This window comes from Bradyrhizobium sp. SEMIA, assembly GCF_014844175.1.
Taxonomy (GTDB): Bacteria; Pseudomonadota; Alphaproteobacteria; order Rhizobiales; family Xanthobacteraceae; genus Bradyrhizobium; species Bradyrhizobium arachidis.
Window position 1 is genome coordinate 4,770,064 of record NZ_CP046601.1, and the last position, 14,721, is coordinate 4,784,784.

A 14,721-nucleotide genomic window follows, 5' to 3' on the forward strand; every position below is an offset into this window, starting at 1 on the left:
ACGCTTCCGGATCATGCTCAGCTACTTACGAGCCTGATCCGCGGCTCGTGCCGCCGGCGCGCCTTGCGCACATACATGGCGGCATCTGCTTCCTCAAGGGCGCGGCCTGCATCGGACTGCGCTCCGAGCAGTGCAACGCCGGCGGATGCGCCCGCGGTCACGCCCTGGCCGCGAAAGCTGAAGGACAATTCGTCGATCGCCTGCTCGAGAGCCGCGGCTTTGGCCTTGGCATCGGTCTCGCTGAGATTCCAGAGCAGCAGCGCGAACTCGTCGCCGCCGAGCCGGCCGACTACGTCAGAAGCGCGGACCTGCCGCGTCAGCGTGGCCGCGATCGCCTTGAGCACCTCGTCTCCGGCCGCATGGCCGTAGGAATCATTGATCGGTTTGAGGCGGTCGACGTCGAGCACGATCAGCGCGCCGCTGGCGCGATAGCGCTTCATGTAGGCGATGGCGCGCACGAGCTCGCGCTCGAAACCGCGCCGGTTCGGAATCTCGAGCAGGAAATCGGTATCGGCAGCGTCTTCGAGTTCCGCAACCCGCAGCAAGGCCGCCTTCAGCTTGCTCCGCAGGTCGCGGATCGTTTTTGCGCTCTCCTTGGCGCCGCCGTCGGACGCCCCGCGCCGCGCCGGCTTGGCAGAATGCCTGACAGAATGCCTGGCGGCGCGCTTGGGAGCGGCTTTGGATCGGCTGGCGCTGGTCTTCCGGCCCCTTTTGGCCTTCGCAGCACTTGCCCTTTTTGGTTTCTTCATGGGCATCCTGCTCAATGAAGGCTTGCGGGGATTCACCAAGACAGGATAGTGCATTCCCTTCTCCTTGCCACCGCCTTGCGAGCCGCCGGCCGGAACCGTTAATCTGGCCTATCTTTCTATTTTCCGAGCACAATTGAAGTCATGACCGCGCCGATCGCCATCATCATGGGAAGCCAGTCGGACTGGGAGACGATGCGGCACGCCGCCGACACGCTCGCAGCGCTCGGCATTGCCGCCGACACCCGCATCGTCTCGGCTCACCGCACCCCCGACCGGCTGTTTGCCTTCGCCAAGGGCGCCAAGGCGGCCGGCCATAAGGTCATCATCGCCGGCGCCGGCGGCGCGGCTCATCTGCCCGGCATGGCCGCGGCGCTGACAGAACTGCCGGTGTTCGGCGTTCCCGTCGAGTCCCGGACGCTCAAGGGCATCGATTCGCTCTATTCGATCGTGCAGATGCCCGCGGGCATCCCGGTCGGCACCCTCGCCATCGGCAAGGCCGGCGCGATCAACGCGGCGCTGCTTGCCGCTTCTGTGCTGGCATTGTCCGACCCGGCCCTGTCGGATCGCCTCGCCGCCTGGCGCAAGGCGCAGACCGAGGCGGTTGCCGAGCGCCCGGAGGACAAGGCGTGACTGACGCAAAGCAGGTGAAGCTGAAGCCCGGCGACACCATCGGAATCCTCGGCGGCGGACAATTGGGGCGAATGCTGGCCATGGCCGCCGCGCGGCTCGGCCTGCGCTGCCAGATATTCTCGCCCGATCCGGATTCGCCGGCCTTCGACGTGGTGCTGAACGCGACCTGCGCCGAATATGCTGACGTCGAGGCGCTGGAGCTGTTCGCGGGCGACGTCGACGTCATCACCTATGAATTCGAGAACGTCCCGTCCGCAGCTGCAATGGTGCTGGACGCGCGCCGCCCGGTGCTGCCCAACCGCAAAATTCTCGAGACCACCCAGGACCGCCTCGCCGAGAAGGATTTCGTGACCAAGCTCGGCATCGGCACGGCGGCCTATGCCGACGTCACCTCGGTCTCCTCGCTGCGCGAGGCGATCCTGAGGATCGGCCTGCCGGCGGTGCTGAAGACCCGCCGCTTCGGCTATGACGGCAAGGGCCAGGCCATCATCCGCGAAGGCGACGACATCGCCAAGGTATGGACCAGCCTCGCCACCAAATCGGCGATCCTGGAAGCCTTCATCCCGTACGAGCGCGAGATCTCCGTGATCGCCGCGCGCTCGGCCACGGGCGAGGTCGAGTGCTTCGACGTCACCGAGAACGAGCACCGCGACCACATCCTGAAGATTTCGCGCGCGCCTGCGCCGATTCCGGATGCGCTCGCCGAGGAAGCGCGCAGCATCGCCGGCAAGATCGCAACCGCGCTCGACTATGTCGGCGTGCTGGCGGTCGAGATGTTCGTGCTCGCCAACGGCACCGGGCCGAAGGTGCTGGTCAACGAGATCGCCCCGCGCGTGCACAATTCCGGGCACTGGACGCTCGATGGCGCGTCGGTCTCGCAATTCGAGCAGCACATCCGCGCCATCGCCGGCTGGCCGCTCGGCAAGCCCGTGCGTCACGGCGAGGTCGTCACCATGACCAATCTGATCGGCGACGAGATCCACGATTACGAGAAGTGGCTGAGCGTGCCGGGTGCGACCGTGCACGTCTACGGCAAGGGCGCGCCGCGCCCCGGCCGCAAGATGGGCCATGTCACTGAAGTCAGGCCGCCGAAATTCAAGTAGCGGGACCGCAGCTGCGACTATTGTTTGAAGCTGCGATCCCGCCTCTCGGCTAGGCCGTCTTCACGCCCGCGACGACGCCGGCGGGCTCCTCGCTGAGCCAGCGATAGATCACCCCGCCCAGCGCGCCGCCGATCAGCGGTGCGACCCAGAACAGCCAGAGTTGCGCCAGCGCCCAGCCGCCGACGAACAGCGCCGGGCCGGTGCTACGTGCCGGATTCACCGAAGTGTTGGTGACGGGGATGCTGACGAGATGGATCATCACCAGCGCAAGCCCGATCGCGAGCGGCGCAAAGCCCGCGGGCGCGCGGCCGTGCGTTGAGCCCATGATGACAAACAGGAACATCATGGTCATCACCACCTCGGTGATGAAGCACACGACCATGCTGTACTGGCCGGGCGAATGCGCGTCATAGCCGTTGGAAGCAAAGCCCTTGGTGACGTCGAATCCGGGGGCGCCGCTCGCGATCACATAGAGCAGCTCTGCGGCGATGATCGCACCGCAGACCTGCGCGATCACGTAAGGCAGGATCTGGCCGGCCGGAAAGCGCCCGCCGGCGGCAAGCCCGACGGTGACGGCCGGATTGAGGTGGCAACCCGAGATGTGGCCGATCGCATAGGCCATGGTGACGACGCTCAAGCCGAACGCCAGGGAGACACCGACCAGACCGATGCCGACCTGGGGGAAGCCGGCCGCGATCACCGCGCTGCCGCAGCCCGCGAATGTGAGCCAGAATGTGCCGATGGCCTCGGCGGCGTATTTCTTCATATCCATGTGGCGTCTCCCCTGATTGCAAGATCTCCGGATCAACTTCCGGAAAACGGCCCGCCCTGGGCGCCAAATCACCCCAAAATAGGACCGCATAGGGCATTTTCGCCGTATTTAATGGCTGAACTTGGCCCGAAAACCCGCTTGGCCGGTGGACATCAGGGGTTTTGTCTGATACATCCGCGCCCTCAGGTTAAGGGCTTGCGCGTTTCGCCATCCCCTTTGACTTACCAGAATTCAAATCCGATCCACTGAAGAGGATGCCGCGTGCAGGTTCTCGTTCGCGATAACAATGTCGATCAAGCCCTCAAGGCGCTGAAGAAGAAGATGCAGCGCGAGGGGATTTTCCGCGAGATGAAGCTCCGCGGTCATTACGAGAAGCCGTCCGAGAAGAAGGCCCGCGAAAAGGCCGAAGCCGTGCGCCGTGCGCGCAAGCTGGCCCGCAAGAAGCTGCAGCGCGAAGGCCTGCTGCCGATGAAGCCGAAGCCGGTGTTCGGCGCGGTCCCGGCGGTGATCGTGGCGGCCGCGGCGGCCCGGGTGCTGGTCCGCGCGGACCGCGCTGATTGCCAAACTCATAAGACTTCAGTTTTCGATGACGCGGGCCCCTGGCCCGCGTTATTGTTTGTGAGGGGTGCCTTTCTGGGAACGGGCACTACCGATGCGGATTGGAGCGCGATGAGATTGGGACGAATCGTCATCGCGCTTCAGGTTGTTGTTCGAGCATGATCTTTGCGGAAGAGCGCTGTGCACGTTTCCGGATCATGCTCTAGCGCGAGCGAACGGTAGATGGCCTCCCTTTTCCCCGAGCGCGGCTTGGCGCGGCTCCGCCAGATCTGGCAGCAACCGCTCGCGCTGGCTTTGATGGGAGTTGCGCTGTGCGGCTGCTCCTTCGACCTGGGATCGCTGATGCCGGAGAAGGACAAGCCGCAGGAGGCGCCCAAGGCGGCCGCCGCCGCCGAGAGCGCGGTCAGCGCCGGCAACGTCACTGAGGCCCAGGCCCATACTGCAAAGGCCCAGTCCCTCGCCAAGGCGGGCGAGACCGCGGCGGCGCTCGACGAGTTCAATCGCGCGGTCGGGCTCGATCCCTACAATGCGCAGGCGCTCTATGGCCGCGCCCTGATCTACCAGGGCAATAACCAGCACGACTTCGCCATCGCCGATTTCAGCGCCGCGAGCGGGCTCAACCCGCAGAAGGTCGAGCCGCTGCTCGGCCGCGCCAACAGCTATCTCGCGCTCGGCAAATTCAAGGAGGCCGCGGACGACCTGGACGAGGCCTCAGAGGCCGATCCGCACAATGCCCAGATCTGGACCGCCCGCGGTCAGGCCTATGAACGGCTCGGCGACAAGGCCAAGGCGGCGGCATCCTACAACAAGGCGGTCGCTCTTCGTCCACGCGACGATACCGCCCGCAGCGGTCTCGCCCGCGTCGGCGGCTGACGGTTTCGGCGCCGCGCAGGCGCCGTCTCTTAGTCGGGGGTCCCGCTCTTCGGCAGAACGGCGTGGAACATCGACTTCATGCCCGACAGCATCTCGTCGGCGACATTGGTCTTCTTCTGCGACGGCATGGACGCGCCGGCATCGGCTCGCAGGTCGAGCGGCGGCGCGATCATCGGGACGGGAATGTCGGCCGGCGGCGTGATTCGATTCGGGTCGTCATTGCCGACCGAAGCCGTGTAGGGCGGCGAGGAGGTGCCATTGCCGTACGCCTCGGGCGACGGCGTGGACACCGTGATCGGCGGCGGCAGCGGACGGACCGCAGACGGCTCCGCCGTCACGACACGGGGAGCCTCCGGGGTACGGGCGGCTTCTCGTACCGCAGACTCCGGGGCTCTCTCGACTGGCTTGGTCTCGGCAGACTTGGTCTCGGCAGCTTTGGCCTCGGCGGCCCTGCCCTCAGGCGACTTGCGCAGGCGCTCATGGCGGCGCGCGCCAGATCGTTGGCGTCGGGCGACGCGGCCGGGGATGCGGCAGCCGGTGCCGAATTGGCCTCCGCCACCGGTGCGGCGGGCGCGGGAGCTGCCGGGGTCGACTTGGCGGCGGCTTTCTCACGGGCGGGAGTGCGACCGTGCGAAGCGGTCTCGGCGGGGGCAACGTCCGCAGCCTTGGTGTCCGCAGCCTTGGTATCGGGCTTGTCGGCGGGCTTCTCGACCGACGCCTTTTCGGTCACGCTCTTCTCGGAGACACCCTTGGCCTTGACGCCGGGCGCCGGGAGGTTGGCGACGTCGGCAGGCTTGCTGCCGCTCTTGCCGGCATCAGTGGGGGCGACCACGGCCGCAGGGGCGTCGGCGGGCTTGGCGTTGATGTAGTGGTTAACGATGTAGGCCCCGATGATCGTCGCGAGCACCGAGGGGAAAATATCCATCGAGATTTTAGCGAGGTATTTCAGCATTTCTCGGCCACTCCCCGCGCGATCTGATGCGGGAACTTTGGGGCATTGTAAGGGATCAACTGCGACGGATCGATGGCAAATGGTTATGCCATCCTTACGGCTTCAGCTCGATCTCAAGGAACACGATCTCGGTTGAGGTTTCGTTAAGTACGTCATGTTGGACGCCCGCCTTGCGGAAGTAGGATTTCCCGGCCGCAAGCTGCGCCTTGGAGCGCTCGCCATTGGGCGCCACGATGGTCATCTCCCCGGCCACCACGGGCACAATGACGTAGTCCATGCCGTGGGTGTGATGCCCGGTGGCGCTACCAGGCGCGAGCCGCCACTCGGTCACCCGGACCTCTTCATTGTCGATCTGAACCTCGGAGCCGGCGGCTAGCATTGGAACCTCTGCTTGGGGGTGTGGCGCTTCAGGGCACGAACACCATGAACACGTAGACGGCAAATACCACCATATGGACCAGCCCGAACAGCACGTTGGTCCTGCCGGTGCCGAAAGTCAGCATGCTCAGCAAGAATGTCAGGAACAGCAGCGCCGTGTTCTGGGGGTTGAGGCCCAGCACGAGCGGCTGGTCGAGCGCATAGGTCGCGATCCCGACCGCCGGGATGGTCAGGCCGATGGTTGCAAGCGAGGAACCGAGCGCCAGGTTGATGCTCTTCTGGAGGTCGTTCTTGCGCGCCGCCGCGATCGCCGAGACGCCCTCCGGCATCAGGATCAGGAGCGCGACCACGAGGCCGGCAAAGGCCGGCGGCGCGCCGATCATGACGGCGACGGCATCGACCACCACCGAGAACTTCTTGGCGAGCAACACCACGGCGCCGAGTGAAATCAGCAGCAGCACGATGCTGAGCACCAGCATGTTTGCCGAGAGATGGCCAGCGCCACCCTCGCCGCCCTCGGATTCGTGCACGAAATAGTCCCGGTGCAGCACCATCTGGGTGTAGAGGAACACGCCGTAGAGCACGATCGTCACGAGGTCGACGAAGCCGAGCTGGAGCGCCGAAAAGACCGGTCCCGGCGTCGTCAGCGTGTAGTTCGGCATGATCAGGGTCATGGTCGCCAGCACGAACAGGACGCTGAGATAGACGTTGGCGCCCGAGACCTGAAACCCCTGCTCGCGGTAGCGCAGCCCGCCAATCAGGACGCAAAGGCCGACCAGCCCGTTGCAGACGATCATCACCACCGCGAACACGGTGTCGCGCGCGAGCTCCGGCGCCGGCTTGTCGCCCAGCATGATCGTGGTGATCAGCGCGACCTCGATGATGGTCACCGCGAGCGTCAGGAGCAGCGTCCCGTAAGGCTCGCCGATCCGCTCCGCGATCACTTCGGAGTGATGCACGGCTGCGAACACGGTCCCGAACAGGATCACCAGCAGGACGACCGCAAACACGAATCCGCCGACCGAAACGGTGAAGCCGTAGCCCGTCGCCGTGACGATCAGGAACAGCAGCACCGCCAGTGCAGGAAACAGCCAGGCCGACCGCGGCATCGGTCCGTGTGCGCTCATGTCGTCGTGCCCCCCCAATGTCAATCGACGGGATTATGCGACATGCAATCGCCGCCGTCAGCCTCCGGGAGCGTTGATGAATTGGCGCGCCGTCTGCATCGCGCCGAAATCGTCCAGGTTCTCGTGGCCGCCGCCCGGAAAGCGGACGAATTTTTTCGGCTCATGCGCCAGCGCGAACAGGCGCTCGCCGAAGGCGATCGGGATCGCGGGATCGTTGGTGCCATGCATGATCAGGAGCGGCGCCGTGACATGCGCGATGCGCTGGTCGGACCGGAACTGATCCCGCATGAGCAGGCTGACTGGCACGAAGCGGAACATCGAGCCGGCGACATCCACGGTCGAGCTATAGGGTGCTTCCAGGATCAGCTTGCTGACGGGATGTTCGGCCGCAATGGCCACCGCCACGCCGGTGCCGAGCGAAAAGCCCCAGGCGATGATACGATCGGCGCTGTAACGCTGCGCGGTGAACGCGTAAGCGGCTGCGGCGTCCTGCAGCAGGCCCTGCTCGCTCGGAGATCCCGTCGAGCCGGCGTAACCGCGAAACGAAAGTGCCACGAGGCCGGTACCGTCAGCGGTGATCGCCTTGAAGCGGGCGACGCGGCCGGCGAGGAAATCGCCATTGCCGTGGAAGAACAGCACCACGGGACGCCCGGGCTTGGCCGGCACGTGCCAGACGATGACCTTCTCGCCATCGGCGGTCGTCAGCACATGCTCCTCGGCCTCGGGAAGGCCAGCGGCGGCAGGCGCGGTACGGCCGACCGGCGGGATCGGAAACAGCATATCGCGCTGCTTGAAGAACAGCACGGCCAGCCCGATCAGATAGAAAGCGGCGCTGACGATCAGGATCCATTTCAGGATTGTCATCGCGATGCGCAATCCAGATCTGCCCTGCTATTTGGCGCGCCGAGGCTTGAGCAGCTTCTCGACCTCGGACTTGATGCTGGCGGGAATGGCGCGGCACGCACAGGCTTGTGCGTGCGCGACGTGCCACCGGATCCGTTGCTCGCGCGTGGCTTGGGGCGGCATGCGATGAAGGCGATGCCACTCCCGGTTCAAGGCCATCGCCGTAGCCTCACATCCTCTTGCCTTACATCGCCTTGACGATGTTCTCGGTGACCTTCTTGGCGTCGCCGAGCAGCATCATGGTGTTGTCGCGATAGAACAGCGGATTGTCGATGCCGGCATAGCCCGACGCCAGCGAGCGCTTGATGAACATCACGGTGCCGGCCTTCCAGACCTGGAGCACGGGCATGCCGTAGATCGGCGAGGTCTTGTCCTCCTCGGCCGCCGGGTTGGTGACGTCGTTGGCGCCGATCACGAAGGCGATGTCGGCCTGCGCGAACTCGGAGTTGATGTCCTCGAGCTCGAACACCTCGTCATAGGGCACGTTGGCTTCGGCCAGCAGCACGTTCATGTGGCCGGGCATGCGGCCCGCGACCGGGTGAATGGCGTATTTCACCTCGACGCCTTCCTTCTTCAGGATGTCGGCCATCTCGCGCAGCGCGTGCTGGGCCTGCGCCACCGCCATGCCGTAGCCGGGCACGATGATGACCTTGGAGGCGTTCTTCATGATGAAGGCCGCATCATCCGCCGAGCCGAGCTTGGCGGGCTTCTGCTCGCCCGTGCCGCCGCCGGCCGCGGCGGTCTCGCCGCCGAAGCCGCCGAGGATGACCGAGATGAAGGACCGGTTCATCGCGTGGCACATGATGTAGGACAGGATCGCGCCCGAGGAGCCGACCAGCGCGCCGGTGATGATCAGCGCGGAATTGCCCAGCGTGAAGCCGATGCCGGCCGCGGCCCAGCCGGAGTAGGAGTTCAGCATCGAGATCACGACCGGCATGTCGGCGCCGCCGATCGGGATGATCATGAGCACGCCGAGCGCCAGCGCCAGGATGACGATCATCCAGAAGTCGAACGCGCTGCCCGACAGCACCAGCCCGACGATGAACACGACGAGCGCGATCGCGAGCGCGATGTTGATGATGTGTCGGAACGGCAGGATGATCGGTGCGCCGCTCATCCGCGCGGACAGCTTCAGGAACGCGATCACCGAGCCGGTAAAGGTCAGCGCGCCGATGGCGACGCCGAGCGACATCTCGACCAGGCTCTGCGGATGGATATTGCCGGGCGTACCGATGTCGAAAGCCTCGGGCGCATAGAACGCGCCGGCGGCAACCAGCACCGCGGCCATGCCGACCAGCGAGTGGAAGGCTGCGACCAGTTCCGGCATCGAGGTCATCGGCACGCGACGGGCGATCACCGCGCCGATCGCAGCGCCGATCGCGATGCCGACAATCACCAGCACCCAGGCAAGGCCGTCTGCCGGCGGATGATTGGCAAGCGTGGTGGCGACCGCGATCGCCATGCCGATCATGCCGAACAGATTGCCCTGGCGCGACGAAGCTGGGCTCGACAGCCCGCGCAGCGACAGGATGAACAGCACTCCCGCCACGAGATACAGAAATGCAGAGAGGTTGGCGCTCATCTCAGGTCCCCATTGATCCCATCAGCCCGAGGTGGCCGCTTACTTCGACTTCTTCTTGTACATCGCCAGCATGCGCTGGGTGACAAGGAAGCCGCCGAAGATGTTGATGCAGGCAAAGATCAGCGCCACGAAGCCGAAGGCGCGCGCCCAGCCCGAACCGCTTGAAACATTGGCGACGCCGCCGGCGAGCAGCGCACCGACCACGATCACCGAGGAGATCGCGTTGGTGACGCTCATCAGCGGCGTGTGCAGTGCCGGCGTCACCGACCACACCACGAAATAACCGACGAAAACGGCGAGGACGAAGATCGACAGCCGGAAGATGAAAGGGTCGACGACCTGTGCAGCATGCTCCATGGCGATCTCTCCTTACGCCTTCGGCTGGAAGTTCGGGTGGATCACCGCGCCGTCCTTGGTCAGCGCGGTAGCCTTGACGAGCTCGTCGTCCCAGTTCACGGCGAGCTTCTTCTCCTTCTTGTCGACCATGGTCTCGATGAAGGAGAACAGATTGCGGGCGTAGAGGCTGGAGGCCGAGGCCGCGACGCGGCCGGCGACGTTGGTGTAGCCGACGATCTTGATGCCATCGAGATCGACGACCTCACCGGCCTTGGCGCCCTCGACATTGCCGCCGCGCTCGACGGCGAGATCGACCAGCACCGAGCCCGGCTTCATCGACTTGACCATCTCGCCCGAGACGAGCTTCGGCGCGGGCGGCCCGGAATCAGCGCGGTGGTGATGACGATGTCCTGCTTCTTGATGTGCTCGGCGGTGAGCGCGGCCTGCTTGGCCTGGTACTCCTTGGACATTTCCTTCGCGTAACCGCCGGCGGTCTGCGCGTTCTTGAACTCCTCGTCCTCGACGGCGAGGAACTTTGCGCCGAGCGACTCCACCTGTTCCTTCGTGGCCGGGCGCACGTCGGTCGCGGTGACGACGGCGCCGAGACGGCGCGCGGTTGCGATCGCCTGGAGACCGGCGACGCCGACGCCCATCACGAACACCTTTGCGGCGGGCACGGTACCTGCGGCAGTCATCATCATCGGGAAAGCGCGGCCGAAGGCCTCGGCGCCCTCGATCACGGCGCGGTAGCCGGCAAGGTTCGCCTGCGAGGACAGCACGTCCATCACCTGCGCGCGGGTGATACGCGGCATCAGTTCCATCGCGAAGGCGGCGACGCCGGCATCGGCGATCGTCTTCAGCGCCGCCTCGTTGCCATAGGGATCCATGATGGCGATGACGAGCGCACCGCGCTTGTACTGCGCAAGCTCGGAGGCTTCGGGACGCTTCACCTTGATGATGATGTCGGCATCCTTCAGCGCATCGGCGCTGACGGTGGCCCCCACGGCGGTGAATTCGGAATCCGGCAGGCCCGATTTGAGGCCGGCGCCCGGCTCGACCGCGACCTCGGCGCCCAGCGCCTTGAATTTCTTCACCGTATCAGGCGAAGCGGCGACGCGCGGCTCCGACGGATCGATTTCCTTGGCAACGGCGATCTTCATAGGCCCTCCGGCGGCGCGGGACAGCGCACGCACAAAAAAACAGCGTTACTCCCGCAACGTTCGTTACCGGTTTTAGAACCGGCTTGGATGCAAATATTGTGGGCAGCTGCCGCCGCAGACGTAGGCAGCCGCCAGATCGATCAGATCAGGTCAGGAAGATCGCCATCAGGATCACGATGAGCGCGACCGACGCTGTGCCGTATTTCACGAGCTTGATGAAGCCCTCATAGGTCTGCTCGTGCGCAACGTAGTCGTTGCCGTCGGCGGTGGTGTACGCCACTTCGCTATGGTCAGCCATGGATTGTCCCCAGTCGAAAGCCGAATTATTGGGCTGGGATACCGCAAACCTTCCGGCAGGGCAACGGCAGCCGGGCGCGGTTTTGCCGCAAATCAGGTCATTTGGAATTCCAATTGGTGGGAATTCAGGTTCTCGCGCCGCTCAGCCCTGATCGATCATCGTCACGGTGACGCTCGCGGCCGGTCGCTGGGGAACGGCGAGACCAAGCGCCTCGCGCACCGCGTCGATGGAAGGGTCGCCCGCCTCGGTGAAGCGGGCCATCCGCGGATTGACGCCGCTGCCGATCGCAACCGGATTGTCCCCGGACAGGAAGCCGTGGGCCATGTGAAAACCCAGCGCGCGGTAGACCTCAAATTGCTCTTCGGAGAAGAACTGGTCACCCGTGGTCTCGTGCGGGAAGCGGTCGCTTCGGCGCGCGTAATCCCGAATATAATCGTTCTCGTCGCCATTGAGCGAGACTTGATGTAGACGAGATATCCTTTTTCATCTCCTCCATAGTCGATGGTGCCGATGGCGACGTGAACGTGGTCTTGCGCCATCTCGTCATGCTCGTCGGCTGCCGCGGGATCGCCTGCCTTATCGGCATTGCGGGCCATGAGCACACGCGTGCGCTCGCGAATGGGCGTCCATGGCAGGTCGATCCGGACCCCGAGATCGATGCGGGCATAGCGCTGCAACGTCATCAAGGAGCCGAAATTCATCGGCGCATCGGCCTCGGCATCGACCGCGATGATCACCTTGCAGCGGCGGCGCAGCAGTTCGTAGACGCCGAGATTTTCGATGTGGCCGCCGTCAGTGAGATAGACGCTGTCGCTGTTCTCGTACAGGCGCCCGGAGATTTCGGACCAGAAATAAAGCGGGGTGGAGCGGCGCTGCGGCCGCACACGCTCGTCGACGTAGCGCGGGTTCTTCAGCCAATAGCCAAGCCGTACGTTGAGGAGCGCAAGCGTCGGCGTCAGCGCCTTGATCGAGTTCGAGCCCATGTTCGAGGAAGCCGCGGCTCCGGAAATCGCCATTGCCGTCGCGAGGTCGAGACTCTGCTCGTCGTCCTGGAGGAGACCCGTGGGCGCATAGCCCGTCGCCTCGCTGCCGACGTTCAGCGCGGAGAACAGGAAGAAGTCCGCGTTGCGGCCGCGCCGATTGGCAAAGTCCGAGCCTTGTATATTCAATGCCGTATTGATGAGCTGATAGGGCGCGTGCAGCTTCGGCGTGGCCGGCAACCCCGGAATCCGGGCCGCCTCCGCCGGAATCGCATAGAGATCCGTCAGCTTCATGCGGTCGAGTGCCCGGAAATCGCGCCCCTGATCGAGACTGGCTTCGGCGCGCGCAACGCTTCCGTCAGCAGAACGCGTCGGATCGAACAGAAACGCCTTGCTCAGACGATCGCGGTAGAGCCGATGCAACGAATTCGCGTTCGGCGTCAGGCAGAACGAGACGACGAACAGCAGGACGCCGGCGAACGTGTAGAGGATCACCTTCGGCAGACTGTACGAATAGGCTAATTCCGAAGCCTCGCCCTGGAACAGGCTGGGAAGGTGAACCTGAACCACTTGTCCGGCTTTCTCGGCCAGGAATTCAAGCCAGGCGGGCGTATGCCAGGTCGGCGTCAGCTGGTCGGTGTCGGCGGCGACCGGCTGCGCCGGTTTCGGCGTGATCTCAGCCGACAAGGTGCCCTTACCGGCATCGAACTGGATCCTGCCGGCGAGGTTGCCGGAGGGAGTGTTCGACTTGGCATTCGCCAGGCATTCTCGTTGAGAGACGGTCCCCAGAGCCGCCGAACACCTCTCGAACAAGTCGTTGGAGATGCCCCAATACGAGAGATAGAGGTACGCCACCCAGATGACGAGCGGAAGTGCAAGACCGGCAATCCAGAGCGCGGCCTTGGCGACGATCCGGAGGACCAGCGAGCCGCGCTGCGAGGATGCGTTGTTTCCTTTCAACAGTTCCGCGAATTGCTGCCTGAATGCGGTGACGAAAACGCCGATTGGCGCAGCCGCGGCGGCCAGCGACTTGATCCAGACAATCGCAACGCCAGCAGCCGGTCCGCCAATTGCGCTGCTCTCGGCGACGTCGAACATCTGCTCCAGCATGAAAGGTTGAAATTCGAAGAAGGCGATCACCGCCAGCAGCACCAGGAAGGTGGCGCCTACGCTCGGCCAGTGCGAACGGAATTCCTGGCGCTTCCCCGGACTTGCGAGCGACTGCTTGAGAGCCCATCCGAAAAACAGCACGGCGCCGATGATGGCGATCGCGAGCGTCAGCGCGAAATGTTGGACCTTGAGAAAGCGCGCGAAATCGCAGGCAACACCGAACAACAACGCGATCCCGCCTATGTATGCGAGCACGACACTGGGTCCGCTGCCGCGGACGGAGCGCGAAGCAAAATAAGTCAGCCCGCTGCAAAGGAACATGACCAAGGCAATCGCGGCGCCGAACGTGCTGAAACCCCAGCGATCAACGCTGACGAAATTGTGTAGCTCGCACAGCTTTCTGTCGCTGAGGCTGACACCAAAGACGTTCGCATCCGTCAGGCAGCTCCGCAGCGGCGTAGACCACACGGTGACGGCGGCCAGCAACAGCACAATGGGTAACGTCAAGCCGACGTTGGCGATCAGTCCCCGCATGACGATGGCAATTCCAGTCAGAACGTCGCGGGCCCCGGCTGGAATCAGATAGTTTGAATAGTTGCGGAGATGTCCGACCGAAGGCGTGTCGCTGATCTCGGCGGCCGTGACGGTTCCGCCGACCGGTGTTTCGCCGAATACAAATCGCCGCGCCGCCGTCATGGTAGCGCTGAGGGAGGTGCCGATATAGCCACCGCCCGACACCGTGGACAGATAATCAATCCGCCCGATCAGATTGTGGTGGTTCAACGCCTGAAGCACGCCAAGGCAGAGTGCCGACGAGCGGATGCCGCCACCGGACAATGCGAGCCCGGTGACGTCGAGCAACTGGCAGCTTTCAAGGCGATCGGTATCGATGCGCCGATCCGGTTCACGCCGCGTGTTGATCGCCGCAATTTCATCGCGGACGATCTGATGGTGCTTCTCGCACCAGGGAATTTCCTGATCGACCGCGGCAGCGTTTTTCGACTCCGGAACCGGCGCGGCAGGTCCTTGATCGAGCATGGGCGCCTCCCCAGGCAGAAATCGATCAATCTGCAATCAATAGTTGAAAATTACTTCTGCAATACCTCTCGAGTTAGTCGCCTGGTTTACGCGAACGTTCAATCCCACGTAGCAAAATGTTGGGTTCTGTCGCGAGACTTGGTCTCGGCGTATGCGGCTGGCACCCGCGGCC

The 14,721-nt window shown here is 64.4% G+C and carries 12 protein-coding genes and 3 pseudogenes; 4 read left to right on the forward strand and 11 right to left on the reverse strand.

Annotation, left to right across the window (positions count from 1 at the left end; translation table 11 throughout):
* Positions 1–17: 17 nt before the first annotated feature.
* Positions 18–749 (reverse strand): GGDEF domain-containing protein, encoded by a 732-nt coding sequence (locus FOM02_RS23400; RefSeq protein ID WP_027561026.1) that lies wholly within the window; start codon positions 747–749, stop codon positions 18–20.
* A gap of 141 nt (positions 750–890) precedes the next feature.
* Between FOM02_RS23400 and purE the strand changes: the two genes are divergently transcribed.
* On the forward strand, positions 891–1,379 hold the full coding sequence (gene purE, locus FOM02_RS23405) for a 5-(carboxyamino)imidazole ribonucleotide mutase (protein WP_027561027.1): 489 nt from the start codon (positions 891–893) through the stop codon (positions 1,377–1,379).
* Positions 1,376–2,482, forward strand: coding sequence for a 5-(carboxyamino)imidazole ribonucleotide synthase (locus FOM02_RS23410; RefSeq protein ID WP_027561028.1), 1,107 nt, complete (start codon positions 1,376–1,378; stop codon positions 2,480–2,482). The genes purE and FOM02_RS23410 overlap by 4 nt, the downstream gene beginning before the upstream one ends.
* A gap of 49 nt (positions 2,483–2,531) precedes the next feature.
* Here FOM02_RS23410 and aqpZ read toward each other — a convergent pair whose 3' ends face one another.
* Positions 2,532–3,254, reverse strand: coding sequence for an aquaporin Z (gene aqpZ / locus FOM02_RS23415; protein WP_027561029.1), 723 nt, complete (start codon positions 3,252–3,254; stop codon positions 2,532–2,534).
* Positions 3,255–3,515: 261 nt separating this feature from the next.
* Here aqpZ and rpsU point away from each other — a divergent pair.
* A pseudogene (gene rpsU, locus FOM02_RS23420) lies at positions 3,516–3,811 on the forward strand (30S ribosomal protein S21).
* Between the two features lie 223 nt (positions 3,812–4,034).
* Positions 4,035–4,685, forward strand: a complete 651-nt coding sequence (locus FOM02_RS23425) for a tetratricopeptide repeat protein (protein WP_027561030.1) — start codon at positions 4,035–4,037, stop codon at positions 4,683–4,685.
* Between the two features lie 29 nt (positions 4,686–4,714).
* On the opposite strand, the pseudogene FOM02_RS23430 reads toward FOM02_RS23425, so the two are convergent.
* The 9 genes and pseudogenes from FOM02_RS23430 to FOM02_RS23470 all read right to left on the reverse strand — a co-directional run bounded on the left by FOM02_RS23430 (position 4,715) and on the right by FOM02_RS23470 (position 14,549).
* Positions 4,715–5,637: pseudogene (locus FOM02_RS23430) on the reverse strand (hypothetical protein).
* A 94-nt stretch (positions 5,638–5,731) separates the two neighbouring features.
* A complete protein-coding gene (locus FOM02_RS23435; RefSeq protein WP_027561032.1) occupies positions 5,732–6,016 on the reverse strand; it encodes a cupin domain-containing protein in 285 nt (94 codons plus the stop codon).
* 28 nt (positions 6,017–6,044) lie between these two features.
* Complete coding sequence (locus FOM02_RS23440; RefSeq protein WP_027561033.1) at positions 6,045–7,142, reverse strand: calcium:proton antiporter; 1,098 nt, start codon at positions 7,140–7,142, stop codon at positions 6,045–6,047.
* A gap of 57 nt (positions 7,143–7,199) precedes the next feature.
* A complete protein-coding gene (locus FOM02_RS23445; RefSeq protein ID WP_027561034.1) occupies positions 7,200–8,006 on the reverse strand; it encodes an alpha/beta hydrolase in 807 nt (268 codons plus the stop codon).
* A 223-nt stretch (positions 8,007–8,229) separates the two neighbouring features.
* Positions 8,230–9,627, reverse strand: coding sequence for an NAD(P)(+) transhydrogenase (Re/Si-specific) subunit beta (locus FOM02_RS23450; protein WP_027561035.1), 1,398 nt, complete (start codon positions 9,625–9,627; stop codon positions 8,230–8,232).
* 39 nt (positions 9,628–9,666) lie between these two features.
* On the reverse strand, positions 9,667–9,984 hold the full coding sequence (locus tag FOM02_RS23455; RefSeq protein WP_014492434.1) for a proton-translocating transhydrogenase family protein: 318 nt from the start codon (positions 9,982–9,984) through the stop codon (positions 9,667–9,669).
* 12 nt (positions 9,985–9,996) lie between these two features.
* Positions 9,997–11,123 (reverse strand): annotated as a pseudogene (locus tag FOM02_RS23460) (Re/Si-specific NAD(P)(+) transhydrogenase subunit alpha).
* A gap of 145 nt (positions 11,124–11,268) precedes the next feature.
* Positions 11,269–11,421: an aa3-type cytochrome c oxidase subunit IV gene (locus tag FOM02_RS23465; RefSeq protein ID WP_008136857.1), complete on the reverse strand. Its 153-nt coding sequence runs from the start codon at positions 11,419–11,421 to the stop codon at positions 11,269–11,271.
* Between the two features lie 161 nt (positions 11,422–11,582).
* Positions 11,583–14,549 carry a cell division protein gene (locus FOM02_RS23470; protein ID WP_265442153.1) on the reverse strand — a complete coding sequence of 989 codons (2,967 nt, stop codon included), beginning with the start codon at positions 14,547–14,549 and terminating at the stop codon, positions 11,583–11,585.
* Positions 14,550–14,721 lie beyond the last annotated feature (172 nt).

What these genes read in the sequence shown, in the direction of transcription:
- FOM02_RS23435 (WP_027561032.1), bottom strand. Translation starts at nt 6,016, where the DNA reads ATGCTAGCCGCCGGCTCCGAGGTTCAGATCGACAATGAAGAGGTCCGG.
- FOM02_RS23425 (WP_027561030.1), top strand. Translation starts at nt 4,035, where the DNA reads ATGGCCTCCCTTTTCCCCGAGCGCGGCTTGGCGCGGCTCCGCCAGATC.
- purE (WP_027561027.1), top strand. Translation starts at nt 891, where the DNA reads ATGACCGCGCCGATCGCCATCATCATGGGAAGCCAGTCGGACTGGGAG.
- FOM02_RS23400 (WP_027561026.1), bottom strand. Translation starts at nt 749, where the DNA reads ATGAAGAAACCAAAAAGGGCAAGTGCTGCGAAGGCCAAAAGGGGCCGG.
- FOM02_RS23470 (WP_265442153.1), bottom strand. Translation starts at nt 14,549, where the DNA reads ATGCTCGATCAAGGACCTGCCGCGCCGGTTCCGGAGTCGAAAAACGCT.
- FOM02_RS23450 (WP_027561035.1), bottom strand. Translation starts at nt 9,627, where the DNA reads ATGAGCGCCAACCTCTCTGCATTTCTGTATCTCGTGGCGGGAGTGCTG.
- FOM02_RS23440 (WP_027561033.1), bottom strand. Translation starts at nt 7,142, where the DNA reads ATGAGCGCACACGGACCGATGCCGCGGTCGGCCTGGCTGTTTCCTGCA.
- aqpZ (WP_027561029.1), bottom strand. Translation starts at nt 3,254, where the DNA reads ATGGATATGAAGAAATACGCCGCCGAGGCCATCGGCACATTCTGGCTC.
- FOM02_RS23465 (WP_008136857.1), bottom strand. Translation starts at nt 11,421, where the DNA reads ATGGCTGACCATAGCGAAGTGGCGTACACCACCGCCGACGGCAACGAC.
- FOM02_RS23445 (WP_027561034.1), bottom strand. Translation starts at nt 8,006, where the DNA reads ATGACAATCCTGAAATGGATCCTGATCGTCAGCGCCGCTTTCTATCTG.
- FOM02_RS23455 (WP_014492434.1), bottom strand. Translation starts at nt 9,984, where the DNA reads ATGGAGCATGCTGCACAGGTCGTCGACCCTTTCATCTTCCGGCTGTCG.